General features: G+C 74.6%; 26 protein-coding genes and 1 pseudogene. 8 read left to right on the top strand and 19 right to left on the bottom strand.

The window, feature by feature from the left end; translation table 11 throughout:
- Nucleotides 1-80: 80 nt before the first annotated feature.
- Genes KKR89_RS05565 through KKR89_RS05555 form a run of 3 tightly spaced genes read right to left on the bottom strand, consistent with a single transcriptional unit; the run spans nucleotide 81 to nucleotide 3312 of the window.
- On the bottom strand, nucleotides 81-962 hold the full coding sequence (locus KKR89_RS05565; protein ID WP_208197351.1) for a carbohydrate ABC transporter permease: 882 nt from the start codon (nucleotides 960-962) through the stop codon (nucleotides 81-83).
- Nucleotides 959-2005, bottom strand: a complete 1047-nt coding sequence (locus tag KKR89_RS05560; RefSeq protein ID WP_372438586.1) for a carbohydrate ABC transporter permease — start codon at nucleotides 2003-2005, stop codon at nucleotides 959-961. The genes KKR89_RS05565 and KKR89_RS05560 overlap by 4 nt, the downstream gene beginning before the upstream one ends.
- Nucleotides 2006-2010: 5 nt before the next feature.
- The gene (locus tag KKR89_RS05555) at nucleotides 2011-3312 is read right to left on the bottom strand and encodes an ABC transporter substrate-binding protein (RefSeq protein WP_208197350.1); all 1302 of its coding nucleotides are present in this window, start codon (nucleotides 3310-3312) and stop codon (nucleotides 2011-2013) included.
- Nucleotides 3313-3410: 98 nt separating this feature from the next.
- Here KKR89_RS05555 and KKR89_RS05550 point away from each other — a divergent pair, with 98 nt between their 5' ends.
- Nucleotides 3411-4436: a LacI family DNA-binding transcriptional regulator gene (locus KKR89_RS05550; RefSeq protein WP_208197349.1), complete on the top strand. Its 1026-nt coding sequence runs from the start codon at nucleotides 3411-3413 to the stop codon at nucleotides 4434-4436.
- 63 nt (nucleotides 4437-4499) lie between these two features.
- Here the strand turns inward: KKR89_RS05550 and KKR89_RS05545 are convergent, their stop codons facing one another.
- Nucleotides 4500-6047 carry a peptide MFS transporter gene (locus tag KKR89_RS05545; RefSeq protein WP_208197348.1) on the bottom strand — a complete coding sequence of 516 codons (1548 nt, stop codon included), beginning with the start codon at nucleotides 6045-6047 and terminating at the stop codon, nucleotides 4500-4502.
- A 101-nt stretch (nucleotides 6048-6148) separates the two neighbouring features.
- Between KKR89_RS05545 and KKR89_RS05540 the strand changes: the two genes are divergently transcribed.
- Both KKR89_RS05540 and KKR89_RS05535 read left to right on the top strand, forming a co-directional pair.
- Nucleotides 6149-6628, top strand: coding sequence for a MarR family winged helix-turn-helix transcriptional regulator (locus tag KKR89_RS05540; protein ID WP_208197347.1), 480 nt, complete (start codon nucleotides 6149-6151; stop codon nucleotides 6626-6628).
- 17 nt (nucleotides 6629-6645) lie between these two features.
- Nucleotides 6646-7296 carry an NAD(P)H-dependent oxidoreductase gene (locus tag KKR89_RS05535; protein ID WP_208197346.1) on the top strand — a complete coding sequence of 217 codons (651 nt, stop codon included), beginning with the start codon at nucleotides 6646-6648 and terminating at the stop codon, nucleotides 7294-7296.
- 70 nt (nucleotides 7297-7366) lie between these two features.
- Here the strand turns inward: KKR89_RS05535 and KKR89_RS05530 are convergent, their stop codons facing one another.
- The 5 genes from KKR89_RS05530 to gatC all read right to left on the bottom strand — a co-directional run bounded on the left by KKR89_RS05530 (nucleotide 7367) and on the right by gatC (nucleotide 12339).
- Complete coding sequence (locus KKR89_RS05530; protein WP_251141031.1) at nucleotides 7367-8308, bottom strand: 2-hydroxyacid dehydrogenase; 942 nt, start codon at nucleotides 8306-8308, stop codon at nucleotides 7367-7369.
- Between the two features lie 8 nt (nucleotides 8309-8316).
- Complete coding sequence (locus tag KKR89_RS05525) at nucleotides 8317-8865, bottom strand: GNAT family N-acetyltransferase (protein ID WP_208197345.1); 549 nt, start codon at nucleotides 8863-8865, stop codon at nucleotides 8317-8319.
- A gap of 147 nt (nucleotides 8866-9012) precedes the next feature.
- On the bottom strand, nucleotides 9013-10524 hold the full coding sequence (gene gatB, locus KKR89_RS05520; protein WP_208197344.1) for an Asp-tRNA(Asn)/Glu-tRNA(Gln) amidotransferase subunit GatB: 1512 nt from the start codon (nucleotides 10522-10524) through the stop codon (nucleotides 9013-9015).
- The gene (gatA, locus tag KKR89_RS05515; RefSeq protein WP_208197343.1) at nucleotides 10524-12041 is read right to left on the bottom strand and encodes an Asp-tRNA(Asn)/Glu-tRNA(Gln) amidotransferase subunit GatA; all 1518 of its coding nucleotides are present in this window, start codon (nucleotides 12039-12041) and stop codon (nucleotides 10524-10526) included. The genes gatB and gatA overlap by 1 nt, the downstream gene beginning before the upstream one ends.
- Nucleotide 12042: 1 nt before the next feature.
- Complete coding sequence (gatC, locus tag KKR89_RS05510; protein WP_208197342.1) at nucleotides 12043-12339, bottom strand: Asp-tRNA(Asn)/Glu-tRNA(Gln) amidotransferase subunit GatC; 297 nt, start codon at nucleotides 12337-12339, stop codon at nucleotides 12043-12045.
- 61 nt (nucleotides 12340-12400) lie between these two features.
- Here gatC and KKR89_RS05505 point away from each other — a divergent pair, with 61 nt between their 5' ends.
- Nucleotides 12401-13141 (top strand): hypothetical protein, encoded by a 741-nt coding sequence (locus KKR89_RS05505; protein ID WP_208197341.1) that lies wholly within the window; start codon nucleotides 12401-12403, stop codon nucleotides 13139-13141.
- Here KKR89_RS05505 and KKR89_RS05500 read toward each other — a convergent pair.
- The 4 genes and pseudogenes from KKR89_RS05500 to ligA all read right to left on the bottom strand — a co-directional run bounded on the left by KKR89_RS05500 (nucleotide 13113) and on the right by ligA (nucleotide 17294).
- The gene (locus KKR89_RS05500; protein ID WP_208197340.1) at nucleotides 13113-13535 is read right to left on the bottom strand and encodes a pilus assembly protein CpaE; all 423 of its coding nucleotides are present in this window, start codon (nucleotides 13533-13535) and stop codon (nucleotides 13113-13115) included. The genes KKR89_RS05505 and KKR89_RS05500 overlap by 29 nt on opposite strands.
- Before the next feature lie 60 nt (nucleotides 13536-13595).
- A complete protein-coding gene (locus KKR89_RS18210) occupies nucleotides 13596-14372 on the bottom strand; it encodes a GNAT family N-acetyltransferase (RefSeq protein WP_243883226.1) in 777 nt (258 codons plus the stop codon).
- Nucleotides 14373-14466: 94 nt separating this feature from the next.
- A pseudogene (locus KKR89_RS18205) lies at nucleotides 14467-14649 on the bottom strand (GNAT family N-acetyltransferase); the annotation flags it as partial.
- Nucleotides 14650-14864: 215 nt separating this feature from the next.
- Nucleotides 14865-17294 (bottom strand): NAD-dependent DNA ligase LigA, encoded by a 2430-nt coding sequence (gene ligA / locus KKR89_RS05490; protein ID WP_251141030.1) that lies wholly within the window; start codon nucleotides 17292-17294, stop codon nucleotides 14865-14867.
- A 99-nt stretch (nucleotides 17295-17393) separates the two neighbouring features.
- Here ligA and KKR89_RS05485 point away from each other — a divergent pair, with 99 nt between their 5' ends.
- From KKR89_RS05485 to KKR89_RS05475, 3 genes are read left to right on the top strand one after another with little or no spacing between them, the layout of a single operon-like run.
- Nucleotides 17394-18071, top strand: coding sequence for a hypothetical protein (locus KKR89_RS05485; protein WP_208197339.1), 678 nt, complete (start codon nucleotides 17394-17396; stop codon nucleotides 18069-18071).
- Nucleotides 18068-18751 (top strand): hypothetical protein, encoded by a 684-nt coding sequence (locus tag KKR89_RS05480; protein ID WP_208197338.1) that lies wholly within the window; start codon nucleotides 18068-18070, stop codon nucleotides 18749-18751. The genes KKR89_RS05485 and KKR89_RS05480 overlap by 4 nt, the downstream gene beginning before the upstream one ends.
- The gene (locus KKR89_RS05475) at nucleotides 18748-19416 is read left to right on the top strand and encodes a hypothetical protein (RefSeq protein ID WP_208197337.1); all 669 of its coding nucleotides are present in this window, start codon (nucleotides 18748-18750) and stop codon (nucleotides 19414-19416) included. Before KKR89_RS05480 ends, KKR89_RS05475 begins: the two co-directional genes overlap by 4 nt.
- On the opposite strand, the gene KKR89_RS05470 is transcribed toward KKR89_RS05475, so the two are convergent.
- The 5 genes from KKR89_RS05470 to KKR89_RS05450 are packed head-to-tail and all read right to left on the bottom strand — an operon-like array spanning nucleotide 19413 to nucleotide 24568.
- Nucleotides 19413-20729: a hypothetical protein gene (locus KKR89_RS05470; protein ID WP_208197336.1), complete on the bottom strand. Its 1317-nt coding sequence runs from the start codon at nucleotides 20727-20729 to the stop codon at nucleotides 19413-19415. The two genes, KKR89_RS05475 and KKR89_RS05470, sit on opposite strands and share 4 nt — an antisense overlap.
- 8 nt (nucleotides 20730-20737) lie before the next feature.
- Nucleotides 20738-21190, bottom strand: coding sequence for a hypothetical protein (locus KKR89_RS05465; RefSeq protein WP_208197335.1), 453 nt, complete (start codon nucleotides 21188-21190; stop codon nucleotides 20738-20740).
- Nucleotides 21187-22206, bottom strand: a complete 1020-nt coding sequence (locus KKR89_RS05460; RefSeq protein ID WP_208197334.1) for a uroporphyrinogen decarboxylase/cobalamine-independent methonine synthase family protein — start codon at nucleotides 22204-22206, stop codon at nucleotides 21187-21189. Before KKR89_RS05460 ends, KKR89_RS05465 begins: the two co-directional genes overlap by 4 nt.
- Nucleotides 22203-23363, bottom strand: coding sequence for a tRNA 2-thiouridine(34) synthase MnmA (gene mnmA / locus KKR89_RS05455; RefSeq protein WP_208197333.1), 1161 nt, complete (start codon nucleotides 23361-23363; stop codon nucleotides 22203-22205). Before mnmA ends, KKR89_RS05460 begins: the two co-directional genes overlap by 4 nt.
- Entirely contained in the window at nucleotides 23363-24568 is a 1206-nt protein-coding gene (locus KKR89_RS05450; RefSeq protein WP_208197332.1) for a cysteine desulfurase family protein, read from the bottom strand. The genes mnmA and KKR89_RS05450 overlap by 1 nt, the downstream gene beginning before the upstream one ends.
- Before the next feature lie 132 nt (nucleotides 24569-24700).
- Here KKR89_RS05450 and KKR89_RS05445 point away from each other — a divergent pair, with 132 nt between their 5' ends.
- Nucleotides 24701-25693, top strand: coding sequence for a phosphotransferase family protein (locus KKR89_RS05445; protein ID WP_208197331.1), 993 nt, complete (start codon nucleotides 24701-24703; stop codon nucleotides 25691-25693).
- Nucleotides 25694-25727: 34 nt separating this feature from the next.
- On the opposite strand, the gene KKR89_RS05440 is transcribed toward KKR89_RS05445, so the two are convergent.
- Nucleotides 25728-26708, bottom strand: coding sequence for an electron transfer flavoprotein subunit alpha/FixB family protein (locus KKR89_RS05440; protein ID WP_208197330.1), 981 nt, complete (start codon nucleotides 26706-26708; stop codon nucleotides 25728-25730).
- Between the last annotated feature and the right edge of the window lie 40 nt (nucleotides 26709-26748).

Genomic DNA, 26748 nt, shown 5'->3' with positions numbered 1-26748 from the left:
GGCACGGACGGCCCGGGGCCCCGCGCACAGCTCGCGCGAGGCCCCGGACACGCCAGGGTGGGGACGTCAGGGGGAAGGGCTCAGCCCTTCACGGCCCCCTGCAGGCCACTGACGATCCGCTTCTGCATCGTCAGGAAGAACACCAGCGCCGGGATGACCGCGAGCGAGGTGAACGCGAGCACACCGGCCGTGTCGGCCGAGTGCTCGGTGGAGAAGTCCGCGACGCCGAGCGGGAGCGTCTTGAGCGCGGGGTTGTTGAGGAAGAGCAGCGGCAGCAGGTAGCCGTTCCAGGAGCCCACGAACGCGAGCACACCGGTGGTCACCATCCCCGGGCCCGACAGCGGGACCAGGATCCGCCAGAAGAACCCGATGCGCGACGCACCGTCGAGCATCGCGGCCTCCTCGAGCTCGTCCGGCAACGCCATGAGGAAAGGCCGCAGGATGACGATCGTCATCGGCAGCGCGAACGCCGCCTGCGGCAGTGCCACACCCCAGTAGGTGTTGGTCAGCCCGAGCTCACGGACCATGAGGAACAGCGGGATGATGGCCACCGTCAGGGGGAACATCAGACCCATGACGAACACGTTGAAGAGCGCCTGACGGCCCTTGAAGCGGTAGCGCGCGAGCGGGTACGCCGCCATGACGCCGGCGATCACGACGAGCGCCGTGGTGACACCGGCGATGATGACCGAGTTCACCGCGTACTGCCAGAAGCTCCCCGAGGTCAGGACGCCGACGTAGTTCTCGAAGACCCACGGGTTCGGCAGGCCGACCGGGTTCGCACCCAGCTGGCCGTTCGAGCGGAAGCCGCTGAGCACCGCGTACACGACGGGTGCCAGCGTGATCCCGGCGACCAGGACGGACGCGACGTAGACCCACGGGCTGATCGAACGACGGCGCTGGGAGCCGGACCGGGCCGCTCCTCGCGAGCCGCGTGACGGCGGGGCGACGACGGAGGTCATCGGGACACCTTCTTCCGGCGCTGCTTCGGCTTGTCGTCGCCCGAGTCGCGGTTGAGGACGAACGCCTGGAACAGGCCCGCCAGCACGAACGAGATGACGAAGAGGATGATCGCGACCGCGGACGAGTAGCCGTACTGGCTGCGCTCGGTGCCCTGGCGGATCAGGTAGGTCGCCATGGTGACGGTCGCGTTGTCCGGACCGCCCTTCGTGAGGATCCACACCATGTCGAACAGCTGCAGCGATCCGATCATCGACAGGAACATCCAGGTGCGGATGGTCGGGCCGAGCAGCGGGATCGTGATCTTGCGCTGCGTCTGCCACCAGCTCGCGCCGTCGATCGACGCGGCCTCGTGGAGCTCCTCGGGGACCCCCTGGAGGCCGGCGAGGAGCAGGACGATCGCCAGACCGCAGTACTTCCAGGTGAGCACACCCATGACGGTCCACAGCGCGACGTTCGGGTCACCGACCCACGCCTTGGCGAACCCGCCGAGCCCGATGGCCTCGAGGAACGCGTTGACGCCACCCTGCGGCTGCAGCAGCAGCTTCCAGATGACACCGGCGACGACCTCGGCCAGCACGTAGGGCACGAACACGATGACGCGCATCGCGGTCTGCCCGGGGAACTTGCGGTTCAGCAGCAGAGCGATCAGCAGGCCGATCGGGAGCTGGATCGCGATCGAGAGGACCGCGATCGTGAGGTTGTTGGTCACGGCACGCTGGAAGATCATGTCGCCGAGCGCCGTGACGTAGTTCTGGAGACCGACGAAGTTCTCCATCGGCCCGAGGCCGTTCCACCGGAACACGGAGTAGCGGGCGGCCTGGACGACCGGCACCACGACGAAGATGGCGAAGAGCAGCAGCGCCGGGGCCACGAAGAAGAGGATCTCGAGGCGCTTGCGCCACTCGTTGGACGACGCTCCGCGCCCCCGCGGCCCAGGGGCCACCGACCAGGCCGTGGCCTGGCCGGTGGCACCCGGGTTCACTGCGGTGGCGGCAGCAGCCCTGTTTGCGCGCCCCCCGCGGGGGGTCAGGTCTCCTGCCACGTCGGTCACTTCTCGAGGTCAGCCGCGGCCTGGGTCGCGTCGACGACGCCCTGAGGCGTCCCGCTCCCCGCGAACACGGACACGATGGCCTCGTTCATGGCGCCACCGATGCTCTCGCCGAACTGGGTGTCGAAGTACAGCTGGACGTACGGCGCGTCGTTACGGAACGACAGGAGCTGGGCCAGCTCGGGCGCTGCGACGAAGGCCGTGGCCGCCGGGAGCGTCGGGAGACCCATGTCGAGCTCCGCGAAGCCCTTCTGCACGTCGTTCGAGAGCATGAACTCGATGAAGTCCACGCAGACGTCGGGCGCGTCCTGCGAGCAGGCCCACGCGTCGCCGCCACCGAGCTGCGCGGCGGGGTCACCCTCGCCACCCTCGACCTCGGGGAAGGGGAACCAGGCGGTGTCCTCGCCGAGGCCCTGCTCGTCCTCCGTCAGGCCCTGCATGACGCCGGGCTCCCAGTGACCGGCGAGCTCCATGGCGACCTTGCGGTTCGCGAGGAGACCGGACGCCGACTCCGGCGTGCCCTGGGCCTCGGTGCCGAGGAAGCCCGTGTTGAACGGCGCCTTCGACACGAGCTCCTCGAGGCTCTCACCGGCCCTGACCCAGCAGTCGTCCGTGAACTCGAGCGTCTGCGACGCCTCGGCGATGGTGTCCTGCGAGCACTGACGCAGCGCGAAGTAGTACCAGTAGTGCGCTGCCGGCCACGCCGAACCCGCACCGACCGACACAGGCTCGATGCCCACGGCCTTGAGTGCGTCGACGGCCGCGTAGAAGTCGGTCATCGTCTTGGGCGGCTCGGTGATGCCCGCCTCCGCGAACATCGTCTTGTTGTACCAGAAGCCGACCACGCCCATCGAGAACGGCAGCGAGTACACGCGGTCCTCGACGGTCCAACCGGCGACGGAGCCCTCGATCGCCGCGATGGTGTCCGCGGCGTCGTCGGTGATGTCCTTGGTGAGCTCGGCAGCGACGTGCGCCTTCAGCTCGCCACCGCCACGCTCCATGTACACGTCGGGTGCGTCACCCGACTGGAACGCCGCGTCGAGCTTGATCAGCATGTCCTCGTGCTGGAGGGCGGTGACCTCGATCGTCACGCCAGGGTGGTCCGACTCGAACTCGTCGGCCAGCTGGTCGTAGTAGTCCTTGCCGGCACCGGTGTTGGAGTTGTGCCACCACGAGAGGGTGACGTTCTCGCCGGGGCCTTCAGTGGCGTCGTCGCTGCCGCTCCCGGAGCTGCAGGCGGTGGCGATCATCGCTACCGCTGCGCCGAGCGCGACCGCGCGCAGTGCCGCAGTCCTCTTCATCTTTGAATCTCCTCGTCGTCGCTGAGAGGTCGGACGGCGCCCAGGTTGACAGTGGTCCAGGAGCGGTGTCAATCGATGTCGATAACGTTATCGACACGATGTCCTATGATCACCGCGTGGATTCGCTCCCCCGCGTCAAGATGGCCGATGTCGCCCGAACTGCTGGGGTCTCCGTCGCCACCGTCTCCAAGGTCGTCAATGGCCGCTACGGCGTCTCGCAGCGCACACTTGAGCGAGTTCAGGAGGTGATCGCGGACCTGGGCTACGAGGCGAGCCTCGGCGCGCGGTCGCTGCGGTCGTACCGGACCAACGTCCTGGGCATCCTCGTCGCGGAGTTCGAGCCCTTCTCCGCCGAGCTCCTCAAGGGCGCCGGCAACGCCGTCACCACCACCGGGTACGAGCTGCTCGCCTACTCCGGGGGCGGCGGCTCGGCCGAGGTCGGCTGGGAACGGCGCTACCTGTCCCGGCTGTCCGGGACGCTCATCGACGGCGCGATCATCGTGACGCCGACCGTGGTCGAGGCGCGCCCCGGCGTGCCGGTCGTCGCGGTCGACCCGCACGCCGGCCCGACCGGCCTGCCCACCGTCGACTCGGACAACCTCGCAGGTGCGGTGCTCGCGACCCGGCACCTGCTCGAGCTGGGCCACCGCCGGATCGCGTTCCTCGGCGGACGCCCCGATCTCGCGTCCGCGCGCCTGCGTGACCAGGGGTTCCGCAGCGCGATGGCCGCCGCGGGAGTTCCGGTCGACGAGAGCCTCGTGGGCATGGGCGACTACCGCCGGGGCGCGTCGCAGGAGCCCGCGCGCGTCCTGCTGGACCGTCCGGACCGCCCCACCGCGGTGTTCGCGGCCAACGACCTGTCGGCCCTGGCCGTCCTGGACGTGGCCCAGGCGCTGGGGCTCGAGGTGCCCGAGGACCTGTCCGTGATCGGCTTCGACAACGTCCCCGAGTCGGCGCTCAGCACGCCGCCGCTGACGACCGTGTCGCAGCCGCTGCAGGCCATGGGGGCGGCCGCGCTGCACCTGCTGGTCGACCTCATCGCGGGTACCGACGTCCAGACGCACCGTCGGCTGCCGACCGAGCTCGTGCCGCGCGCCTCCACGGGCCCGCCCCGCCACGGCTGACCGACACGCCCGGACCGGCACCACGACCGGGTGAACTTCTCACGGCTCCGTCGGCGCCCCTGCTCAGTGACGTGCCGCGATCTCCTCGTCGGTCTCCGCGCCCTCGCGGATGCGCCGGGTCACCCACGGCGCGAGCGCGAACATCACTCCCGCGACCACGAGCGTGACGAGCCCGATGCCGCCGAAGAAGCTGGTCCGGCTCATCCCGTCGGTCGCCGTGATGAGCTGCGCCGTGATCGCCTGGCCCGCCGCGGGCGCCAGGAACCACAGCGCCATGGCCTGGCCGCGGAACGCCAGGGGGGCGAGCAGCGTCGTGGCCGCGAGCCCGACGGGTGACAGGCACAGCTCCCCGAGCGTCTGCACGACGTAGACGACCACGAGCACCCACCACGGCGAGCGCCCGTCTCCGGCCACGGCGGACGCCACCGCCAGGAACACGAAGCTCAGCGCCGCGAGGGTCAGGCCGATCGCGAACTTCACGGCCGTCGACGGCCGGTCCCCCAGCCGCACCCAGAGCCACGCGAACACGGGCGCGAGCACGATGATGCTCGCCGGGTTGACCGACTGGTACAGCACGGGCGAGATCGTGAACCCGAGGACGTTCGTGTCGGTGTGATCGCGGGCGTACTGCGACAGCGTGTTCGAGGCCTGCTCGAAGATCATCCAGAAGAGCATGGCCGCGACGAACAGGGGGATGTACGCCGTCAGGCGCGAGCGCTCGGCCGCGTTGACCCGCGGCGAGCGGAACATCACGAGGAACATCACGACCGGTGCCGCGAACGCGAGGTAGGACAGCGCGTCGATGACGACGTCCAGGACGCCGGCGTCCTGCGAACCGGCCCGGGCGACGACCCACGCGAGCCCCGTCGCGGCCGCGAGGGCCAGGGCGATCAGCAGTGCCATGCGCACGACCCGCGGGCGGTCGGCGGGCGTCAGCGGGTTCGGCACGGTGTCGCCCGCGCCGTGCAGCGCGCCGCGCCCGAGGACGAACGCCACCAGCGCGAGCCCCATGCCGACGGCCGCGACCGCGAAACCTGCGTGGTACCCGCCGATCTCGCGGGCGATCTGCACGACGAACGGCGCGGAGAACGAGCCGATGTTGATGCCCATGTAGAAGATCGAGAAGGCGGAGTCGCGGCGCGGGTCGTCGCGGCGGTACAGCTCACCGACCATGCTCGACACGTTCGGCTTGAGCAGGCCGGTGCCCAGCGCGACGAGGACGATGCCCAGGTAGGCGGTCCAGTGCGCGGGAACGGCGAGGCTCACGTGCCCGGCCGCGATGACGACGCCGCCCGCGAGCACGGCGCGCCGGGCCCCCATGACGCGGTCGGCCATCCAGCCGCCGACGACCGTCACCAGGTAGACGGCCGAGCCGTACACGGCCACGAGCGCCGCGCCCGTCGCGTCGTCGAGGGCGAGCCCGTCGTTCGCGAGCGTGTCGGTGAGGAAGTAGAAGAGGATCGCCCGCATGCCGTAGTAGCTGAACCGCTCCCACAGCTCGGTCGTGGAGAGCGTGAACAGCCCGACCGGGTGCCCGAAGAACTCCCTGGCCGGGCGGGCTGCGAGGCCGGGAGCGTCGTCGCTCGCCTGGATGTCCGCGGCTTCGCTCATCGGACCATCGTGACCTCGCCCCGACCGTCGCGCACCCCGGGGCGACGACGCCCTGGTCAACCCGTTGACACTTCTCGTGTCAACCGGTTGACTCCCGTGTCGTGAGCATCTCCGACGACCACCCGCTCGGTGACCGGCTCACCGTCACGCTGCACCAGCTCGTCGGTGTCATCGACGAGTACGCGGACGACCTGCTGCGGGCCGAGCACGACCTCACCCTCAGCCAGTACGTCTTCCTCGCCACGCTGTCGAACCTCGACCGCCCCGACATCACGACCCTCGCCCGTTGCCTGCGCGTCACCAAGGCGGCCGTCAGCAAGCGCGTGGGGTCGTTCGTCGACGCCGGCTGGGTCCGGACACTGGGCGACCCCGCCCACGCGCGGCGCGTCGTGCTCGACCTGACCCCCGCCGGACGCGCCCTCGTCGACGTCGCCGGGCAGCGGCTCGAGCACGACGTCACCGCGGCGTTCGCGCACGTCCCGCAGGTCGACCTGCCGGCCCTGCACACCGACCTGACGACCGTCCTGGAGGCGATGCGCCGCGCTCTCGCGGCGCGGGTCCCGGACTCCCCGCGCGTCTGACACCACCCGGAGGTCCCGTGCACGTCCTCGTCCTCGTCGGTCACCCGCTCAGCGGGTCCTTCACGCACGCGCTGGCCCAGTCGTACGCCGACGCCACCCGGGCAGCGGGCGCGCACGTGCGCGTCCTCGACCTCGCCACGACGCCCTTCCCGCACGACCCTGTCAGCCGCGCCGACCTCGCCGCGCACGACGGGAACACGGACCACCTCGACCCCGTCGTCGCCGCGCTCGTCGCGCAGGTCCGCGAGGCCGACCACCTCGTGGTCCTGCACCCGCAGTGGTGGGGCTCCTACCCGGCTGTGCTCAAGGCGTTCCTCGACCGGGTGCTGCTCGCCGGGATCGCCTTCCGCTACGGCACCGGCCTGCTCCCCCACCGCCTGCTGCGCGGCCGCACGGCCCGCACCTTCATGACGATGGACGCGCCGCGTGCCTGGAACGTGCTCGCGTACCGGGACGCCGCAGGCGCGTCGCTCGGGCAGGCGACGCTCGCGTTCTGCGGGTACCGGCTCGTGGGTCGCACGACCTTCCCGGCCGTCCGGACCTCGACGCCGGCGCGTCGCGAGCGGTGGCTCGCCGACGCCGCACGGCTGGCCCGCCGCGACGTCGCACGGCTCGCCCGGACGCACGCACGCCGTGCGGCCGCACCGGACGCCCTGCCGGTGCCCTGACCGCGCGTCCCGACGCGCCCGCCCGCGCCCGCGGGTGAGCGTGCCGCGTGGCGCGGATCTGCCCGGCCCGTCAGGTCCGCGCGACCTCGTTGACCGGCGGCTCCCCCGCGAGCAGCGCCGTCAGCTGGCGCCGCACGAGCGCGGCCACCCGGGGGGCCGTGGCGTCCGTGTTGCCGCCCTGGTGGGCGGTGACCAGCACGTTCGGTGCGTGCCACAGCGGGTGGTCCGACGGCAGGGGCTCGGGGTCCGTGACGTCCAGCGCTGCGCGCAGCCGCCCCGCCGTGAGCTCGGCCAGCAGCGCGTCGCCGTCCACGACCTTGCCGCGCGCGACGTTGACGAGCAGCGCACCGTCCTTCATCCGGGCGAGCATCCGGGCGTCGAGCAGGTGGTACGACGTGCGGTCCAGCGGGACCGCCAGCACCACCACGTCGGCGCCGGGGAGCAGGTCCGGCAGCTCGTCGACACCGTGCACGTGGCCGTGGACGTCGTCGCGGGCCGTGCGGGCGACGCGGACGAGGTCGACCTCGAACGGCCCGAACCGCGCCACGATCGCCTGCCCGACGGACCCCTGCCCGACGACCAGCACGCGCCGGTCCGCCAGCGACGGCCCGAACGGGTTGTCCCAGCGCCCCTCCCCCATGGCGCGCACCGCGCGGGGCAGGCCGCGCTGCACCGCGAGCGTCAGCCCGACGGCCAGCTCCGCGGTCCCTGCGTCGTGCACGCCCCGCCCGTTGCACAGCACCAGGCCCGGCGGCAGGTGCGGGCGCGCGTGCTCGTAGCCCGCGCTCGGCAGCTGCACGTAGCGCAGCCGCGGCAGGTCGCGGAGCACGTCGAACCCGCCCGGCCGCACGAAGTAGTGCGGGACCACGACGAGGTCGACCTCGCGCGCCGTGGCGGCGTCGAGCGGCTCGCTCAGGTCCCAGCGGACCAGCCGCAGGTCGTCGGGGTGCGCGGCGGCGAGGTCGTCCAGACGGTGCAGCAGGTCGTCGTCAGGGACGGTGGCGGTCAGCACGGTCGTCGTCAGCCGCCCGTGCGGCCGGCGCGGTACTCGTCCTCGAGCATCGACATCACGACGGCGTCGCACCAGCCCGCACCGTCGCGGTAGGCGTCCCGGCGGCGGCCCTCGCGGCGGAACCCGATGTTCTCGTACAGGGAGATCGCGCGCGTGTTGATGCTCAGCGCCTCGAGCTCGACGCGGTGCAGCCCCAGCCCGTCGAACGCGAACCCGAGCACCAGCTCGATCGCCTCGGTGCCGTAGCCGCGGCCCCGGTAGGCGGGACGCATGGCCAGCCGGAGCCCGGCGCACTGGACGTCCTCGTCGACGTCGTTGAGGACGATCTCACCGTGGTACTCGTCGTCGGCGCTGGTGGTGACCGCGAAGTCGTAGCGCCCCTGCGCCTCCTCGCGGCTCGCGCACCACGCGCGGACCTCGTCCTGGGTGAACACGCGCGTCGTCCCCGTCAGACGGTTGCCCTCGGGGTCCGCGAGCATGTCCCACATCGCGTCGGCGTCGTCGGGCCGGATCGGTCGCAGGACGATCATCTCGCCCTGCAGGCTCGGCTTCTGCATCGTGACCTCCGTCGGCTCACCACCGGTGCCTCCGCGCGGGGCACCACCACCGACTGCCCTCCGGCGTGCGTCGCATCGTACAAATCCCGTGTGACCGGGAGGTTGCGACACGACGCACGCCCTGCGTGCGGGTCGGTGCTCGCGTGCTCAGCCCTGCAGGCGCTCCAGCACCAGCTCGCGCACGCGCCCGGCGTCCGCCTGCCCGCGCGTCGCCTTCATGACCGAGCCGATGATCGCGCCCACGGGTCCCAGGTTGCCCCCGCGGATCTTCTCCGCGATGTCGGGCTGGGCCGCGAGCGCGGCGTCGATGGCCTCGAGCAGCGGGCCGTCGTCGGACACGACCTCGAGCCCGCGGGCGACGACGACCTGCTCGGGGTCGCCCTCGCCGGCCAGGACGCCCTCGAGCACCTGCCGCGCGAGCTTGTCGTTGATGCGCCCGGCGTCGACGAGCTGCTGCAGCGCGCCGATCTGCGCGGGCGTGATCGGCAGGTCCGCGAGCTCGACCTCCTGCTGCTTGGCGGTCCGGGCGAGCTCGCCCATCCACCACTTGCGGGCGGCGGCCGGGCTCGCGCCCGCCTCGACCGTGGCCTCGATGAGCTCGATCGCACCGGCGTTGACGACGTCGCGCATCTCGGCATCGGCGTAGCCCCACTCGCCCTGCAGGCGGCGGCGGCGCGCTGCGGGGAGCTCGGGCAGCGCGCCGCGGATCTCCTCGATCCAGGCGCGGTCCGGCACGATCGGGACGAGGTCCGGCTCCGGGAAGTACCGGTAGTCCTCGGCGTCGGACTTCACGCGTCCGGCGGTCGTGATGCCGGTGTCCTCGTGCCAGTGCCGCGTCTCCTGCACGATCGTGCCGCCCGCGTCGAGGATGGCCGCCTGGCGGCTGATCTCGTAGCGCACGGACCGCTCGACCGACCGGAACGAGTTGACGTTCTTGGTCTCGGTGCGGGTGCCCAGCGGTGACGTCGGCGTCGGGCGCAGCGACACGTTGACGTCGGCGCGCACGTTGCCGCGCTCCATGCGGGCCTCGGAGACGCCCAGCGCACGGAACATGTCCCGCAGCGTCTGGACGTACGCACGCGCCACCTCGGGCGCCCGCTCACCGGCGCCCGTGATCGGCTTGGTGACGATCTCCACGAGCGGCACGCCCGCGCGGTTGTAGTCCACCATCGAGTACTCGGCGCCGTGGATGCGCCCGGTGGCGCCGCCGACGTGCGTGTTCTTGCCGGCGTCCTCCTCCATGTGCGCGCGCTCGACCTCGACGCGGAACACCGTGCCGTCCTCGAGCTCGACGTCGACGAAGCCCTCGTACGCGATGGGCTCGTCGTACTGCGACGTCTGGAAGTTCTTCGGCACGTCCGGGTAGAAGTAGTTCTTGCGCGCGAACCGGCAGGACTGCGCGATCGAGCAGTTCAGCGCGAGCCCGATGCGGATGGCGTACTCGACGGCGGTGCCGTTGACCGCGGGCAGCGCGCCGGGCAGGCCCAGGCTCGTCGGCGTGATCTGCGTGTTCGGCTCCTCGCCGAAGAACTGCTCCGCACCGTCGAACATCTTGGTCCGCGTGCCCAGCTCGACGTGCACCTCGATGCCGATGACCGGGTCGAACCGGGCCACCGCGTCGTCGTAGTCGACCAGGTCGACGTCGGTCGTCGTGCTCATCAGGCTGCCCCTCCGGTCAGCTCGGGGGCGCGGCCCAGCAGCGGGCCCTCCCAGCTCGTCTCGAGCAGCGCCTCGAGCGCCGCTCCCACCCGGTACAGGCGGGCGTCCTCGCGCGCCGGCGCGAGGATCTGGAAGCCCACCGGAAGACCGTCGTCGGACAGGCCGCTCGGCAGCGACATGCCCGGCACCCCGGCGAGGTTGGCCGGGATCGTCGCGACGTCGTTGAGGTACATCGCCAGCGGGTCGTCCAGCTTCTCGCCGAGCTTGAACGCCGTGGTCGGCGCCGTCGGGGAGACCAGCACGTCGGCCGCCTCGAACGCCGCCGCGAAGTCGCGCTGGATGAGCGTGCGGACCTTCTGCGCCGAGCCGTAGTAGGCGTCGTAGTAGCCGGCGCTCAGCGCGTACGTGCCGAGGATGATGCGCCGCTTGACCTCGTCACCGAAGCCCTGGCCGCGGGTCGCCGCCATGACGCGCTCGGCCGTGACCGGCCCCTGCGACGGCTCGACGCGCAGCCCAAAGCGCATGCCGTCAAACTTCGCGAGGTTGCTCGACGCCTCGGCCGGCAGGATCAGGTAGTACGCCGCGAGGGCGTAGGCGAACGACGGGCAGGACACCTCGACGACCTCGGCGCCCGCACCCCGCAGCGCGTCCAGCGACTCCTCGAACCGCGCGAGCACGCCCGGCTGGTAGCCCTCGCCCTGCAGCTCGCGGATGACACCGACCCGCGTGCCGCGCAGGTCGGCACCGGCGCCCGCGCGGGCGGCGGCGACGTACCCCGTCGCGGGGTCCGGCAGCGACGTCGAGTCGAGCGGGTCGTGCCCGCCGACGAGCTCGTGCAGCAGCGCCGAGTCGAGCACCGTGCGCGTGCACGGGCCCGCCTGGTCGAGGCTGCTGGCCAGCGCGATGAGGCCGTAGCGCGACACGCTGCCGTAGGTCGGCTTGACGCCGACCGTGCCCGTGACGGCCGCGGGCTGGCGGATCGAGCCGCCGGTGTCCGTGCCGATCGCGAGCGGCGCCTCGTACGCGGCGACCGCGGCGGCGGACCCACCGCCCGACCCGCCGGGGATCCGGTCGAGGTCCCACGGGTTGTGCGTGTTGCCGTAGCCCGAGTGCTCGGTCGACGAGCCCATCGCGAACTCGTCCATGTTCGTCTTGCCGAGGATCGGCAGGCCCGCGGCCTTGAGTCGCTGGACGAGCGTCGCGTCGTACGGCGGCACCCAGCCCTCGAGGATGCGCGAGCCGGCGGTCGTGGGCAGGCCGCGCGTCACGACGACGTCCTTGACGGCGATCGGCACGCCCGCCAGCACGTGCAGGTCCTCGCCCGCGGCGCGGCGCGCGTCGACGTCGGCCGCGGTGGCCAGCGCCTCCTCGCCCGCGACGTGCAGGAAGGCGTGGACGGCGGGCTCGACCGCCGCGATGCGGTCGAGGTGCGCCTGCGTCGCCTCGACGCTGGTCACCTCGCGTGCGGCGAGCCGGTCGGCGAGCTCGGCGGCGGTCAGCCGGGTCAGGTCGGTCATGTCACTCCTCCCCGAGGATCTGCGGGACGAGGAACTTGCCGTCGCGGGCCGCGGGGGCCTGGGCGAGCACCTCGTCGCGGTCGAGCGGCTGGACCGGCTCGTCGGCACGGAACACGTTGGACAGCGGCAGGGGGTGGCTCGTCGCGGGGACGTCCGGGGTGGCGACCTCGGACACGCGGGCGACGGACTCGACGATGACGTCGAGCTCGCCCGCCAGCCGGTCGAGCTCGGCCGGCGTCAGGTCGATCCGGGCGAGCACGGCGACGCGCGCGACCTCGTCGCGGGAGAGGGTGGACATGGTCCGTGAGTCTAGTCGCGGGCAGGCGGCCCCTGTCCGCCCGGCCGCTACCGTGACGCCCGTGACCCGACGTTACGAGCGCCTCGACCCCGCGGCGGTGCACTCCACCGTCGAGCGGCTGCACGCGCGCATCGCCGCCCGGTTCCCCGACCGCAACCTGCGCCACGTCGCGGCGGAGCTCGTCGGGCTCGTGAGCGAGGTCGGCGAGCAGGAGGCGCGCACCCGACGTCAGGAGCACGCGGCCCGGGTCGCGTCGCTGGTCGCCGCCGTGCTCGTCGTCGGCGCGACGGTGTTCGCCCTGGTCATGGCCGTGCGCGACGCGGTGGCCGCGGCGACGTCGCTGCGCGCCTTCGAGTGGCTGCCGGTCCTCGAGAGCGCCATCAACGACACCGTGTTCGCCGGGATCGCGGTGTGGTTCCTGCTCGCGGTACCGGCCCGGCTGCAGCGCGCGGCGACCCTGCGCCGGCTGCACCGGCTGCGCTCGCTCGCCCACGTCATCGACATGCACCAGCTCACCAAGGACCCCGAGCGGCTGCGCCCGGGGTTCCGGGCCACGTCGCAGTCCGTCGACATCGGGCTGGACGCCGACGGCCTCGCCGCCTACCTCGACTACTGCACCGAGCTGCTGAGCCTCGTCGCCAAGGCCGCGGCGCTGTGCGCCGAGGAGTCGACCGACGCGGTCGTGCTCGACACGGTCAGCACGGTCGAGAACGTCACGGGCGGCATGTCGACCAAGATCTGGCAGAAGATCGCGACGCTGGACCTGCCCGCGGTCAGCCGACCTGCGACGTCGCCGCGCTGACGAGGGCGAGCAGCGCCTCGGCGTAGGCGTCGGCCGCGTCGTCGGCCGTGAAGACGCGCTCGGGCCGGCCGGCGACCTCCACGAGCACCTGGTAGCGCCCGTCGGTGGACCGGGCGAGGCTGCGGAACGTCCCGCCGAGCAGCTCACGCATCTGGTCCTCGCGCGGCATCCACAGCGCGTCCTCCTGGCGCAGCGAGTCCAGGGCCCACTCGGTCGTCCCGTTGAACCCCAGGACCGTGCCGGTCTCGTACTCGTGCGCCTCGACGACCATCTCGGAGATCGTGAAGACCTCGCCCGCCATGTCGGCGCTGCGGATCACGAACCGGTCGCCGGCCCGTGGGTGCCACTGCAGCCCGGCGGCCTCCAGGGCCACCGCGTTGTCCGTCGAGAGCATGCGACCAGTATCGGTCGTGCGCAGGAGATCGGCCGCCCGGTCGTGCGGCGCGCCACGCCGTCAGCAACCGGTGCCCGTGCGGTCGCCGGGCTGCACGCGGTAGGCGTAGCGGTGCGCCGGACGGAACCCCAGGGCGCCGTACAGCCGGAGGGCCGCGACGTTGTCCGCCTCGACCTGGAGGAACGCGCGCTGGGCACCGCGCTGCGCCGCCGCGGCGAGCGCCCGCAGCGTCAGCCCGCGTCCCAGCCCGCGCCGGCGCGCCGCCGGCACGACCTGCAGGCACGACAGCGCGACCCAGTCCTCGACGAGCGCGGCCCGGATGACGGCGACGTCCGCGCCGTCGTCGTCGGTGGCGGTCAGGTACAGGGCAGGCACGCCCGTGACGATCGTGCGGGACGGCTCGCGCGCACCGCCCTTGCCGTCGAGCCACAGGTCGAGCCACGCCTCGTCCGGGGCGTCGGTGACACGGACCCGCAGGCGGTCACCCGCAGCGTCCGCGTCCGCGACCGGCAGGTCCCGCACCAGGACGTCCGTGACGGCGGCGACCGCGTACCCGCGCGCGTCGAGCTCGGCCGCGAGCCCTGCGGGGTTGCCGGGGTCGCCGACGCGGAACACGGCGGGCGCCGCGTCGTCGCGGTAGAGGCGCTCGACGCGGTCGACCGCGCCCGGCAGGTCCTCGACGTCCCGCAGCGCGAGCGTCGAGCCGGCGCGCCGTGTGACGCCTGCCGACAGCCCGACCCGCCAGCCGTCGAGGTCGACGACACGCGGCGGCGGCCACGACGCGGCCTCGGTCAGCACGGCAGGGGGCTCCGGCGCCCGCCACGTGTGCACGCGCATCGTCAGCTCGTCGGTCCAGTCGCGCTCCGGCCGGGGCGACGAACCCGAGGCGCGCGTACAGCCGGTGCGCCGCGTGCATCGTCTCGAGCGTCGAGAGCACGACGTCCCGCGCCCCCCGGCCGACCGCCTCGCGCAGCGCCGCCCCGACGAGCTGCTCGGCCACGCCCGACCGGCGTGCCGCGGGGTCGACCGCGAGCATCCGCAGCTCGAGCTCGCCGTCGCGCGCGACCTCGGCGTAGGGCGAACCGGCCTCGGCCAGGGTGATGCTGCCGATCACGCGTCCGGACGGTGCGTCCGGGTCGGGCGCGACGGCGACGAGGACCGTGGCCGCCGCCGCCCGGGCGGTCGCGTCCCGCAGCTCGTCGACGTACCAGGGGTCCGCGTCCACGAGCCCGTCGGCGAGGTACGCGTGCGCGGTGACGGCGCCGACCTGCGCGAGGTCGGCCGCGGTCGCGCGCCGCACCGTGGCCGCACCGGCGACGACCGCCGCGCTCACCGGTCCTCCCCGGGGGCGGTCGCCTCCTCGTCGGCGGTGTCGCCGGTCGTGTCGTCCCCGGGGGACGTGTCCGTAGCCGCCGGGACGCCGGCGGGACCCTCGGCCAGCAGCGTCTCGAACCCCGCCTCGTCGAGGATGCGGAGCCCGAGCTCGCGTGCCTTGGCCTCCTTGGACCCGGCGTTCTCGCCGACGACCACGAAGTCGGTCTTCTTCGACACCGAGCCCGACGCCTTGCCGCCCCGCGCGAGGATCGCCTCCTTCGCGCCGTCCCGGCTGAAGCGCTCGAGGCTCCCCGTGACGACGACCGTCACCCCCTCGAGGGTGCGGGGCGTCGACTCGTCGGCGGCGTCCGCCATCCGCACGCCCGCGTCGGCCCACCGGTCGACGATCTCGCGGTGCCACGGCTCGGCGAACCAGTCCAGCAGCGACTGGGCGATGGTCGGTCCCACGCCCTCGACGCCGGCGAGGCGTGCCACCGCGGCCGCGGGGTCGAACGCACCGTCGTCCTGGACCGTGGGGTCGGCGACGGCGCGCAGCGCCGCCATGGACCCGAACTCCTGCGCGAGCGCCCGGGCGGCCGTGGGCCCCACGTTGCGGATGCTCAGGGCGACGATCGCGCGCCACAGCTCCTTGGTCTTCGCCAGGTCCAGCTGGTCGAGCAGCGTGCGCGCCGCCTCCGACGGCTCCCAGTCCGGCAGCGTCCGGCCGTCCGCCTCGGCGGCGGCGCGCTGCGCGCGGGTGTGCTTGAGCGTGCGGCGGAACGGCGTGCGACGGCGCACGGTGCCGTCCGCGTCCTCCTTGGGCAGGCCGGTCTCGGCGTCGCGGACCACCACCTCGACCTGGGCGAGCCGTGCGAGGCTCGCGGTCCGCACGCGCTCGACCTCGTCGGACGACGCGTCCGCGGGGTAGCCCACGAGGTCGAACAGGTAGGCCTCGTTCGGGACCGGCGGCGTGGCGGGGACCTCGGGCTGCGTGAGCGCGGCGGCGGTGACCTCGCCGAGCACCTCGATGTCGAACGCCCCGCGCGACCCGATGTGCTCGAGCCTGCCGCGCACCTGCGCCGGGCACCCCTGGGCGTTCGGGCACCGCAGGTCCACGTCGCCCTCGCGCATCGGGCGCAGGGGCGTCCCGCACTCCGGGCAGTCGGCGGGCATGTGCCACTCGACGCGGGGCACGTCGTCGTCCGGCGCCTGCGGCGCGGGCCCCACGATCTCCGGGATCACGTCGCCCGCCTTGCGCAGCACCACCATGTCGCCGATGCGCACGCCCTTGACCCGGACGACGTCCTGGTTGTGCAGGGTCGCCTGCCGCACGGTGCTGCCGGCGACGAGCACGGGGGCCATGACGGCGAACGGCGTCGCGCGACCGGTCCGGCCGATGCCGAGCTCGATCGACAGCAGCCGCGTGTTCACCTCCTCCGGCGGGTACTTGTACGCGATGGCCCAGCGCGGTGCGCGGCTCGTCGCGCCCAGCCGGCGCTGCAGCGCGATGTCGTCGACCTTGACGACGATGCCGTCGATCTCGTGCTCGACGGCGTGCCGGTGCTCACCGAAGTACGTGACGCGCTCCCAGACCTCGTCGAGCCCGGCGACCACGCGCGTGTGCGTGGACGTCGGCACGCCCCAGCCCGCCAGCAGGTCGTACACCTGCGACTGGCGCTCGATGCCCGTGCCGCGCCCCTCGCCCCAGGTCAGCGCGCCGATGCCGTGCGCGTACATGCGCAGCGGCCGCGACGCCGTGACGCGCGGGTCCTTCTGCCGCAGCGAGCCCGCGGCCGCGTTGCGCGGGTTCGCGAACGGGGCCTTCCCCGCGGCCACCTGCGCCTCGTTGAGCTCGCGGAAGGCCTCGACGGGCAGGAACACCTCGCCGCGGATCTCGATGAGGTCGGGGTGCGTCGCGGGGTCGCCGCCGAGCACGTCGGGGATCGTCGAGATCGTGCGGACGTTGAGGGTCACGTCCTCGCCCGTGCGCCCGTCGCCCCGCGTGGCCGCGCGGACCAGCCGCCCGTTCTCGTACAGCAGCGCGATCGCGAGACCGTCGATCTTCAGCTCGCACAGGTACTCGACCGGCGCGGCGCTCTCCAGGTCGCGGTGCACGCGGTCCGCCCACGCGACCAGGTCGTCGCGCGAGAACGCGTTGTCGAGCGACAGCATGCGCTGGACGTGGTCGACCGCCGTGAACTCGGTGGAGAACGTGCCGCCGACGCGCTGCGTGGGCGAGTCCGGCGTGCGCAGGCCCGGGTGCGCGTCCTCCAGCCGCTCGAGCTCGCGCATCCGCTCGTCGTACTCGGCGTCGGACGAGCTCGGGGCGTCGCGGACGTAGTAGGCGAACTGGTCGGCGCGGACCTGCTCGGCCAGCTGCGTCCAGCGGTGCCGGGCCTCGGCCGGCACGTCCTGCTCGTCGGTCACGGGGGTCGCGTCGTTCACAGCCTCATCATGGCGTGCGGCACCCACACGGACCGCCCGCGCCACGTGCGGGTGACGCGCGTCGCGGGAGCGCGTTCCCGCGCCCCTACACTCGGGCGCGTGCCCGGACCCGCCGCCCCGCCCGCGCTGCGTGCCCGCGCACGCGCCGGCGGCAGCAAGGTCGCCCGGCGGGTGCTCGACCAGCCGCTGCAGCGGATCGGGGTCCTCGGCGCGGTCGTGCTGCTCGCGGGCACCGCGGCGTTCGGCGGGCTCGAGGAGCAGACGCAGGACGGTCCCGAGGCCCTCGTCGTCGGGACGCCCGTCACCCTCGCGCCGTTCGAGCTGACCGTGCACCGCGTCGTGTGGACCACGGACCTGCCCGGTCAGCACCTGTCCGACGACGCGAACCGCTGGGTCGGCGTCGTCGCGACCGTCCGCAACACGAGCGACGCCGGTCTGCTGGGCGTCACGCTGCGCGACGCGCTGACCCTGGACGGCGTGGACGGCCTCGTGGCCGACCCCACCGACCTCGGCGTGAGGGCCACGTCGGTCGTCGTCCTGGACGACGGCTCGTCGCTGAGCCCCGTGCAGCCGGGCCTGACGTACGAGGCGGCGTTCCTGTTCGAGCAGGACGGGTCGGTCGCGCCGCCGACCACGGCCGCCGTGCAGCTGCAGCAGCACGCCTGGCGGGGCGGCACCATGGACCCCACCCCGGGCTGGCGCTTCCCCACGACCGTCCTGCGCGGTGCGCTCGACGTGCGCGAGGCCGTCTCCGACGCGCCGGAGGAGGACGCGTGAGCGCGCCCGACGCGCTCCCGGCGTCGCCCGACGACCGCGACCCGGGAGGCCCGGGGACCTCCGACCAGCAGCCGCCGCCCCGCGTGCGGCGCCCACGCCCGCAGGCCCTCGGCGCCGGTGCGGCGGTGCTGGCCGCCCTCGCCGTGGGCCACGTCGTGGTGACGGCGTTCCCCGTCGACGAGCGCGTGCAGGCACCCTTCGTGCGGACCGCCACCGTCGGTGAGCCCGTCGAGCTGCGCTACGCGCGCCTCACCGCCGGGCGGCCCACCGGGTCCACGGTCCTCGACGGCGACGACGGCACCCTGCTGGCCACGCCCGGCGTGTGGCTCACGGTGCCGCTGACGATCGAGGCGCTCGGGCAGCCGCGCGCGCTCGGCTTCGCGGAGCTGCGCGGCGGCGACGGGCGCACGTACACGGTCTTCACGAGCGGCCGGTCCGCCTTCCTCCCCGGCACGACGCAGCCCGGCGTCCCGCGGTACGCGACCCTGCGCGTCGAGGTGCCGCCGCAGGCCGTGCCCGGGGCGCGCCTGCGCGTGGGGCTGGAGCTCAAGGACCAGCGCCGCGACGACGTCGCCGAGATCGACCTGGGCCTCACGCAGGCCGACGCCGAGGCGTGGGCGGCGGAGAGCACCCCGGTCGTCGCGCACGCACCGTCCGACGCACCGCCGGAGGACTCGTGAGCACGCCACCCGTCGCGCCGCCGACCGCACCCGCGCCGGTCCGCGCACCCGGCTGGTGGCGGCGCAACCGCTGGGCGCTCGCGGCCCTGCCCGTCGCCCTCGCGCTCACGTTCGTCGCGTCCGGGGACCGCGTGCGCACGCTGTGGTGGGAGCAGGACCTGCGCCGCCCGACCGTGGTCGAGCCGGGCGCGACCGTCGCGTTCCAGCAGGACGTCCGCGACGGGCTGGGCGGCACGGTGCCGCTCGCCGTCGAGGTCGGCCTCGACGGTGTCGCGGACGCGGCAGCCCTGCCCGACGGCATGGAGCTGCCCACCGGCACACGGGCGGTCCGGGTCGACCTCACGCTCAGCGCCGATCCCGACGTCGTGCTCGTCGGCTGCTCCCTCGCGGTGCGGGACGCCGACGGGACCCGCTACGACTACGTGGCCTCCGCGTGGGGGGCCTGGCAGCCGGTGTCGCCCTGCGTCCCGCAGGACACCACCGGGCCGTGGCCGTCGCTCGGCGACCTCGACGACGGGGTGTCGCCCGGCGACGCCGGTCAGGCACCGCGGCCCGCCACCTGGTCCGTCTCGCCCGTCGTCGTGGTGCCGCAGGACGTCGAGGTCACCGACGTGGTGCTCTGGTGGCAGCTGCCGCAGCACGTGCGCCTCGAGGTCGGCCGCTAGATCGCGTCCGCCTCGACCGTGGCCGCGCGCGCCGCGGCGTCCGCCTGACCCGCGAGGACGCGGTCGACGCCCGCCGCGAGCAGCGCCATCGTCACCGTCAGGCCCAGGGCCGTCGCCACCGCCTCGACCGCCGGCGCGAACGCGAGCCACGTGTCGACGTCCTGCGGCCCGCTGATCGCCCGGCCGAGCAGCAGGACACCCTCCTCGAGCCGCGTCGCGACGAGGAACGCGAGCGCGAACACGAGCATCGGCCCGAGCCCGGCGATCGCGAGCCGACGCAGCCCGCTGACGAGCGCCGTGAACCGTCCGCGCACGTCCCCGATCACCGGTGCGGCCGCCTCGGTGGTCCACCGCCGGACCGGAGCGGGCACCCGCTGCCACGCGGCCGGGACCCGTCGCCGGGGCTTCGGCAGGTCGGCGAGCCTGTGCCCGTAGACCACCGCGCCCACCGTCAGCCACGCGAGCGGGATGACGACGAGGTCGTCGAGGTTGCCGAGCACGCCCGCGGCCGCGTCGACGACCGTGTCGACGGGTCCGGCGACCGGCCCCAGCGCCTCGAGCAGCCGCAGCCACCCGTCGAGGACGATCGCCACGGCCCGCCGGCTCTCGACCCACTGCCACAGGCCGTCGAGCAGCTCGGTCGCGAAGGCCGCGACGGCCAGGAGCCAGAACGCCTCGACGTACGCACCGGCGAAGGCGAGCGCACGACGGTGGCTGCGCCCCTCCCACCGCCCGAGCAGCCAGCGCAGCACGACGGCGACGACGACGACCGCCACCAGGGTCCACCCGGTGGCCAGCTGCGTGAACGAGAAGTCCGCCGACTCCCCCAGCAACCAGGTGCCCTCGGCGAACTCGCGGTACGCCGCGGTGTTGAGGAACCGCGACCGGTCCTCGGCCACCATCCCGTAGGACGCGTACAGCGCCAGGAACGGCACGAACACGGACGCGAGCACGTCGAGGAGCCCCCGCTCGTGCCCGGACGTCGCGTCGTCGGGCCCCCGGGTGCTCCCGATCCGCGCGAGCGCGGGCAGGTCCCGCCGCAGCACGTGCAGCATCGCGACGATGCCCGCCACCATGCTCAGCGGTGCCAGGACGAGCACGGCCCAGCCCAGGGTGCTGTTCACCGACGCCACGTTGACGGCCGCCCAGCCGGCCGCGTGGCGCCCCGCGACCGCCAGCAGCGCGAGGCACAGCAGCACGGGCCACGCTCGCACCCACAGCCGGACACCGACCCCGACGACCGACCCCACGTCGCGCAACCAGGCGCGCAGACCGGGAGCCGGTGCCGGGGCCGTGACGGGTGCGTCGCTCACGGCGGACATCATGGCGTGCCGGCGGGCGGTGCGGGGGCCACCGGGCCGCCCGCGCCGGGTGGAGCCGCGTCGAGCGGAGCCGCGTCGCGCGCCCCACGCGCGGGCAGCAGCGCCGCGACCGTCCCGGCGATGCCGCCGAGCGCGAGGACGAGCCCGCCGACCGTGACGGCGGTCGGCACGGACGCCACGACGACCTCCTGCCGCGTCCCGTCGACGTCCCGCACGCACACGGCCCGCGCCGGCAGCAGCTCGTACCGGATCTCCACGCCCGACCCGACCTCGTACGCCGCGAGGCACGGCTCGCTGCCCGCGGCGGACGCCCGCAGGGTCGTGATGCCGATGCCGGCCCACCCGACCCCGAGCACGACGACCCCGACCAGAGCCAGCCCGGAGGCGACGAGCAGCGCGAGCGTGCGCCGGCGCGAGCGGCCGCGGCGGCGGGTGGGCGGTACGACGCTCATCCCTCGGCCCGCTCCGCCACGATGCCCGCGGCGCGCACCAGGCCCGCGAGCGCACCGCGCGCGTGGTCGGGGGTGGCGCCCTCGGGCGGGGCAGCGGCGAGCAGCACGACCTCGCGCAGGCGGTGGGCGGGCAGGCCCAGGGTCCGCCAGGGCCGCAGCAGGACGTCGGCCTGCCCGGCGACGTCGGGTCCGGCGCACTGCGACGACGCCTGCGGCGGCAGCTCGGCCCACAGGGACCGGCCCGCCTCGACGAGACCCGCGACCTCCTCCCAACCGCGCTCCCCGATCCCGCCGACCGCGAGCGCGGCACCGTCGAGCGACGACGCGCGCACGGCCGCGAGCGCGGACCAGGCGCTGCCGCCGTGCATCACGACGGCCGAGGCGCCGGCCACCCGGACGGTGTCGGCGAGCGCGCTCAGCCCCTCGGCGACGACCGGCCCGGGGACGCGCCGCAGCGGGGACCGGCCGGAGAACCCGGGCACGGCGCCCGCCAGCACCGGGGCCAGCAGCGGCTCGCGCAGCAGCACGCGCACGTCGGCGCCGGGCACGACGCGGCGCACGTCGGCGACCCGCGCGGCGATGCCCTCGGCACCGGACGCGACGACGTCACGCAGCGCCCCCGCGTCGGACAGGATCTTGTCGCCGCGGGCCAGGTACACCTGGGCGGCGAACGTGAAGGGCCCGAGCACCGGCAGCACCAGGCCGCCCTCGTAGCCGTGGGCGGCGACGGCGAGCGCGTCGAGGTCCTCGCGTGCGAACGCCCGGGCGCGCTCGAGGTCGCGACCAGGCCGGTCGGCGAGCTTCCAGCCGTGGGGCCCGAGCTCGGCGGGCAGGTCCGTCGCCAGTGCGACGGCGGCGCCCGTCGCGTCGCCCCAGGGACCGCGCGCGGGCAGCAGGACCGTGAACGGCAGGCCGTCGACCTCCTCGGGCGTGTCCACGAGGTCGCCGACGACGGTGGTCGCTGCCTCGAGCGCGTCGGTCCCGGGCCAGGGCCCGACGCCGCTGACGGCGGTCACGAGCGACCCTCCGCTGCGGGGACCGGACCGGCGGGGACCGGACCGGCGTCCTCGGGGTCGGTGACCGCCCGGGAGGCGGCGCGCGTCGCCGCCACGGTCGCCTGGCCGAGCACCCGCGTGCCGTCGTACAGCACGAGCGACTGCCCGGCGGCGACGCCGCGCAGCCCGGCGCCGGCGACGTCCACCGTCACGGAGCCCGCGTCGGCGGCCAGGACGCGCGCCGGCACGTCCGCGCCGTGCGCGCGGACCTGCGCCGTGCACGTCGTGCCGACCGCGGGGACGTCGCCGAACCACACGGCGGCGTCACCGCGCACGTCCGCGACGTCCAGCGCCTGCGCCGGTCCGACGACCACGCGACGGCGCACCGGCTCGACCGCGAGCACGTACCGGGGGCGGCCGTCGGGCGCCGGGCGGCCCAGCGCGAGCCCGCGCCGCTGCCCGACCGTGTACGCGTACGCGCCGTCGTGCGCCCCCACGACCTGGCCCGTCTCGTCGACGATCTCGCCCGGCTGCTCACCGAGCGCACGGCGCAGGAAGCCCTGCGTGTCGCCGTCGGCGACGAAGCAGATGTCGTACGAGTCGGGCTTGGCCGCCACGGACAGGCCGCGCGCGACGGCCTCGGCGCGGACCTCCGCCTTCGACGCGACGTCGCCCAGGGGGAAGATCGCCCGGGCGAGGCGCTGCGGGCCCATCACGGCGAGGACGTACGACTGGTCCTTGGCGGCGTCGGCGGCGCGGTGCAGCTCGCGGCGGCCGTCGCGCTCGACGACGCGCGCGTAGTGGCCGGTGCACACGGCGTCGAAGCCCAGGGCGAGCGCCTTGTCGAGCAGCGCGGCGAACTTCACGTGCTCGTTGCACCGCACGCAGGGGTTGGGCGTGCGGCCCGCGGCGTACTCGGTGAGGAAGTCCGCCACCACCGTCGCCTCGAACCGCTCGGACATGTCCCACACGTAGTACGGGATGCCGAGCACGTCCGCCGCACGGCGGGCGTCGGACGCGTCCTCGATCGAGCAGCACCCGCGCGAGCCGCTGCGCTCCTGCGCGGGCGTGCGGGACAGCGCCATGTGCACACCGACGACGTCGTGCCCCGCCTCCACGGCCCGCGCGGCCGCGACCGCCGAGTCCACACCGCCGGACATCGCCGCGAGCACCCGCATCAGGCACCCACCAGCGTCGACAGGCCGGCGGCGCGCGCGCGCTCGACCGCGCCGGGGAGGGCCGCGACCGCCGCGTCGACGTCGTCGGCGCTCGACGTGGCACCGAACGAGAACCGCAGCGCACCGCGCGCGTCGTCCTCCCCCACCCCCATGGCCAGCAGGACGTGCGACGGACGCGGCACCCCGGCCTGGCACGCGGAGCCCGTGGACGCCTCGACGCCCGCGGCGTCCAGCAGGTACAGCAACGAGTCGCCCTCGCACCCCGCGAAGGTCAGGTGCGCGTTGCCGGGCAGCCGGCGCGCCGGGTCGGCGGGACCGCGCAGGGTCGCGCCCGGCACCTGCACCAGCACCTGCCGCACGAGGTCGTCCCGCAGGGCGCCGACACGCGCGGCGTGCGTCTCGCGCTCGGCGACCGCCTCGTCGACGGCCGCCGCGAACGCCGCGAGCAGCGCCGGGTCGAGCGTGCCGGACCGCACGCCGCGCTCCTGCCCACCGCCGTGCAGCACGGGTGTGAGCTCGAGGCCGCGGCGCACCAGCAGCGCCCCCGTGGAGCCGGGCCCGCCGACCTTGTGCCCGCTGAGGGTCAGGGCGTCCACGCCGCAGGCCGCGAGGTCGACCGGGACCTGCCCGACCGCCTGGACCGCGTCCGCGTGCACGGGCACGCCGTGGCGGTGCGCGAGCGCGACGACCTCGTCCAGCGGCTGCAGGGCGCCGACCTCGTTGTTCGCCCACATGACCGACACGAGCGCGACCGTGTCGGCGTGCGCCTCGAGCTCGGCGCGCAGCGCCTCGACCTCGACGACGCCGTCGCGGTCGACGGGCAGCAGCACGAGCTCGGCACCGGCGTGCTCCGCGAGCCAGAACGCCGGGTCCAGCACGGCGTGGTGCTCGACCGCCGACACGACGACCCGGCGTCGCGCGGTGTCCCCCGTCCGCCGCGCCCAGAACAGCCCCTTGACCGCGAGGTTGTCGGCCTCGGTGCCGCCCGCGGTCCACACGACCTCGCTGGGCCGCGCACCGACCGCGGCGGCGAGCCGCTCCCGGGCCTCCTCGACCGTGCGGCGCGCGGCACGGCCGGCGGTGTGCAGGGACGAGGGGTTGCCGGTGTGCGCGAGCGCCGCCGTCAGCGCGGAGAGCGCCGCGGGGCGCATCGGCGTGGTGGCCGCATGGTCGAGGTAGACCGCACGGGGGCGGGGAGCGCTCACACCGACAGTCTACGAACGCGTCCGACCCCCGGACGCGCGCACGTCCTGCGACGGGTACCTCCACGTCTCCCCCGCGCACCGGTGCGGCCCGAGGTGCCGCGGGGAGCGGCGGGATGCTGGCAGGATGAAGGCGTGAGTGCCGACGACGTCATGGCGCTGCCGCTCGCCTTCGGGGGTCAGCGGCTCGACTGGCGTGACCTGCCCCGGACGGTGCGCGAGCGCATCGAGACGCTGGCGGGCGCCCGCGTGACGGCCGAGATGTCCGCGACCAGCGGCTTCTCCCCCGGTTTCTGCGCCGTGCTGGAGCTCACCGACGGGCGCGCCGTCTTCGTCAAGGCCGTCTCGACCGACCAGAACCCGCACTCGCCCGAGCTCGCCCGGGCCGAGATCCGCGCGTCGCACGCGCTGCCCCCGGGCGTCCCGGCACCGGCGCTGCGGTGGTGGGACGACGACGGCGACTGGGTCCTGCTGGGGTTCGACGCCGTGCACGGCCGCTCCCCGGAGCTGCCGTGGCGCGCCGACGACCTCGCGCTCGTGCTCGCGGCGCTCGACGACCTCGCGCGCTGCACGCCCACGCCCGGGCACGCCCTGCCGCGCACCGAGGACCTGCTGCGCGACGACTTCACGGGGTGGCGCTCGATGCTGCAGGCGACGCCCGAGCAGCGCGAGCGCGTCGCCCAGCTGGTCGACGAGCCGGGCCGCTGGGCGGTCGAGCACCTCGCGGACCTCGCCCGGTGGGAGGAGCAGTCGCCGCGCGTCCTCGCCGGGGACACGCTCGTCCACGGCGACCTGCGCGCCGACAACGTCATGATCGAGGACGGTCACGACCGGGTGTGGCTGATCGACTGGCCGCACGCGAGCGTCGGCGCCCCGTGGATCGACCTGGCGTTCATGCTGCCCAGCGTCGCCCTGCAGGGCGGCGCCGGAGACCCGGCGTGGCTCTTCTCCAACAGCGAGGCGTCCCAGGGCGTCAGCACCGACGACCTGCGGGCCGCGCTCGCGGGGCTCGCGGGCTACTTCGCATGGTCGTCGGGCCAGCCGGCACCGACGGGCATCCCGAACCTGCGCGCGTTCCAGGCCGCCCAGGCCGGCGCGACGCTGCGCTGGCTGCGCGACCTGACCTGACGCACCCGGCCGGCGACGCCGCCCCGGACCGCTGTCAGCCGCGCAGCCTGCGCAGCTCGGCGGCCGCCTGCGGCAGCACGGTGAACAGGTCGCCCACGACACCGAAGTCGGCGATCTCGAAGATCGGCGCGTCGGGGTCGGAGTTGACGGCCACGATCGTCCCCGACGCCTGCATGCCACCGCGGTGGTGCACGGCGCCGGAGACGCCGGCGCCCACGTAGAGCCGCGGCGAGACCGTCACGCCCGTCTGGCCGATCTGCGCGTCGTGCCCGATCCAGCCCTCGTCGGTGGCGACGCGCGTCGCGCCGACCGCACCTCCGAGCACGTCCGCGAGCTCCTCGACGACCGCGAAGTCGCCCTCCGTGCCGCGCCCGCCGACGACCACGACGTTCGCTGAGCCGAGGTCGGGCCGCCCCGACGCGGCGTGCTCGGTCCGCTCGACGAGCCGCACACGGGTCGAGCCGGCGCGCGCCTCGACGGGCAGGTCCACGACCTGGGGCGACGACGGCGCGGCCGCGTCCTGCGCGGTCACGGCGTTCGCCTTCACCGTCACGACCGCGTGCGGCGCGGTGACGGCGCACCGCGTCGTCCACGTGCCGGCCAGGACCGTCTTGTGCGCGACGACGCGCCCGTCCTCGAGCGTCAGCCCGTCCACGTCCGTCACGACGCCCGCACCCGTGCGCACCGCGAGGCGTGCGGCGGTCTCCTTGTTGTCGAACGACGACACGAGCAGCAGCAGCGACGCCCCCGACGCGGCGGTCGCGGCCTCCAGGCCGTCGGCCAGCACGGCCGAGAGGTGGACGTCGGCGTCCGTGACGAGCCGGTGGACGGTCGTCACGCCCTGCGCGGCGAGCACGGGCAGCGCCGGGACGAGGTCCTCGCCACCGGCCCACACGCCGTGCACGCCCGCGTCGCCCGCGAGGTCGCGCGCGAGGGTCAGCAGCTCACGGACCGGCGGACGCAGGGAGCCGTCGGGTGCGTGGTCGAGCAGGACGAGCACGGGGCTGGCGGTCACGACGGTCCTCCGGGAGGGTGCGAGCAGTCGGGGTGGGTGG

This window comes from Cellulomonas dongxiuzhuiae, from assembly GCF_018623035.1.
Lineage (GTDB): Bacteria > Actinomycetota > Actinomycetes > Actinomycetales > Cellulomonadaceae > Cellulomonas > Cellulomonas dongxiuzhuiae.
The sequence above is the reverse complement of the archived record's forward strand: the minus strand, read 5'-3'. Positions and strand labels throughout refer to the sequence as shown.

What these genes read in the sequence shown, in the direction of transcription:
- KKR89_RS05565 (WP_208197351.1), bottom strand. Translation starts at nt 962, where the DNA reads ATGACCTCCGTCGTCGCCCCGCCGTCACGCGGCTCGCGAGGAGCGGCC.
- KKR89_RS05555 (WP_208197350.1), bottom strand. Translation starts at nt 3,312, where the DNA reads ATGAAGAGGACTGCGGCACTGCGCGCGGTCGCGCTCGGCGCAGCGGTA.
- KKR89_RS05550 (WP_208197349.1), top strand. Translation starts at nt 3,411, where the DNA reads ATGTCCTATGATCACCGCGTGGATTCGCTCCCCCGCGTCAAGATGGCC.
- KKR89_RS05545 (WP_208197348.1), bottom strand. Translation starts at nt 6,047, where the DNA reads ATGAGCGAAGCCGCGGACATCCAGGCGAGCGACGACGCTCCCGGCCTC.
- KKR89_RS05525 (WP_208197345.1), bottom strand. Translation starts at nt 8,865, where the DNA reads ATGCAGAAGCCGAGCCTGCAGGGCGAGATGATCGTCCTGCGACCGATC.
- gatB (WP_208197344.1), bottom strand. Translation starts at nt 10,524, where the DNA reads ATGAGCACGACGACCGACGTCGACCTGGTCGACTACGACGACGCGGTG.
- gatA (WP_208197343.1), bottom strand. Translation starts at nt 12,041, where the DNA reads ATGACCGACCTGACCCGGCTGACCGCCGCCGAGCTCGCCGACCGGCTC.
- gatC (WP_208197342.1), bottom strand. Translation starts at nt 12,339, where the DNA reads ATGTCCACCCTCTCCCGCGACGAGGTCGCGCGCGTCGCCGTGCTCGCC.
- KKR89_RS05500 (WP_208197340.1), bottom strand. Translation starts at nt 13,535, where the DNA reads ATGCTCTCGACGGACAACGCGGTGGCCCTGGAGGCCGCCGGGCTGCAG.
- KKR89_RS18210 (WP_243883226.1), bottom strand. Translation starts at nt 14,372, where the DNA reads ATGCGCGTGCACACGTGGCGGGCGCCGGAGCCCCCTGCCGTGCTGACC.
- KKR89_RS05465 (WP_208197335.1), bottom strand. Translation starts at nt 21,190, where the DNA reads ATGAGCGTCGTACCGCCCACCCGCCGCCGCGGCCGCTCGCGCCGGCGC.
- mnmA (WP_208197333.1), bottom strand. Translation starts at nt 23,363, where the DNA reads ATGCGGGTGCTCGCGGCGATGTCCGGCGGTGTGGACTCGGCGGTCGCG.